The sequence below is a fragment of the Endozoicomonas sp. YOMI1 genome, from assembly GCF_024606345.1.
GTDB lineage: Bacteria > Pseudomonadota > Gammaproteobacteria > Pseudomonadales > Endozoicomonadaceae > Endozoicomonas.
The window spans coordinates 1-1,744 of record NZ_JAHHPM010000458.1 but is presented as its reverse complement, the minus strand read 5'-3'; the positions used below and the strand labels follow the sequence as shown (position 1 = coordinate 1,744).

Below are 1,744 nucleotides of genomic sequence, written 5' to 3'. Positions count from 1 at the left end.
CAGAGTGACTGATCACTTAGTCAGAAAATACGATTTCATTTGGTTAACTACTTATGGTCTGCCACGTTTTGCAAAAGCCTGTTTCGTTGATTCGCCATCGTAAAAGCACCTGCTGTGGAACTTTTATGCGATAGCCAAGCCCGGGCAGCCCCACCTGTTCCCTGAGCAATGAACTGTGAAACAGAAACGTTATTGAGCGATCAATAACCCTCGCCCGATTCGGGCGGGGAGTGTCAGTTTCGGCTACCCTCATGTATGAAAATAATTTCGCCTTTGAGATAGCATCACCAGCGAAATTGCGATAGCGACTCCTGGCAAAACCAGACCAAGATCCTGGACAATGCCAGCCAGCATCAAACCACTGCCGATGATCAGATAATACTGTAAGCCAAAAAGAGCTCCAGCGCTGCCGAGATTATCCTGATATTGCTCTAGTGCAGAGCTTATAACGTTAGGCATAGCAATACCAAAAGCCATGACTACCATTAGCATTGGTATCAGGAACCAGATAGTGCTTTTTAACAAATATACACCCAATGCACCGAATACAAGCAAACCATTAGCCAGCCATAATAAATTATGCTGACTGATATCTCTTTCCAGCAGACTTTTATTCAAATAGCTACCCAGCAAGGTTCCAATACTCAGGATTAAACCACTGTGGCCAAATTCTTCAACACTGCGGCCAAGTTGATGAAACGTGAAGCTGCCAAGCTGGTAATAAGAAAACAGAGCAACATTGTATAGTGCTACCAGCAGTGCTGAGTGCCATATATGTGAATCTGAATAGAGACGCCTGGCAAGCAAAACAAGGTTTACCGATTTTATTCTTTCTGGTCGTGTTTCGGGAAGTTTCGCCTTGTTCAGCACAAGTAATATGAATGCGGATAAAGACAAAGCAGCAAAAACGTACTGATAACCGCCCATTTGAGTGAGTTGCCCGCCAACAAGCAGGCCGATAATCGGACTTAGTGCAATTCCCATACTGACAAGGCTAAAAACTTTACTCAGTTCGACTCCGGTGTAGAGATCCCGCAACATGGTTTGTGTGATCACCGAACCAACAGCAATGCCAAAAGCACTCATCGCTCTTGCAAACATTAATATGGTAAAGCTATCGGTTAACATTGCTGTGCAAGTTGCCAATCCATAAATCAATAGGCCGGCTAACATTGAAGGTTTTCTGCCCCATTTATCAGCAATGATTCCCCAAACCGCAACACCTATTGCGAAAGAAGAAAAATAAACAGAGAGAGTCTGGGCGGCCTGAACCGTACTCACTGAAAAAGCATCGGCAATAGATCCCAGCGCCGGGCTATAGATCGTTTCGACAATCTGTGGAAACATGATCATCAGCACCAGAATCAATAATGTGGAGTTGACTTTCACAATTCAGTCTTGCCATTAAAAAACGTGGGAAAAGTATAAGTGGGTTTATGATATGCTCTGACGCTTTAACAGGCAAAAAACCCATGCCGGGCCATGAAGCCACTCCTGTAATCGCTTCAGCATCGTTGTAGTTTTTTTTTGGTATTGACTAAGGCTTGACAAACAGAGGTGAGATCAGCTTGACAGTATGCCCGTAGTCCTTGAATAACCGAGCCAAATGAGCACTACCACAAGCTTTCATAGCGATAATGCAAGGCTCCAGATTGGCCTCGTACTCCAGCAGATTCTTCCTTGTGAGGCTTATAAGTAGTTAACCAAATGAAATCGTATTTTCTGACTAAGTGATCAGTCACTC

Annotated in this window: 1 protein-coding gene; it reads right to left on the bottom strand. The window is 44.1% G+C overall.

Annotated features, from left to right (window positions below; translation table 11 throughout):
- Positions 1–249: 249 nt before the first annotated feature.
- Positions 250–1,389, bottom strand: coding sequence for a multidrug effflux MFS transporter (locus tag KDK15_RS16305; RefSeq protein ID WP_257296446.1), 1,140 nt, complete (start codon positions 1,387–1,389; stop codon positions 250–252).
- Positions 1,390–1,744 lie beyond the last annotated feature (355 nt).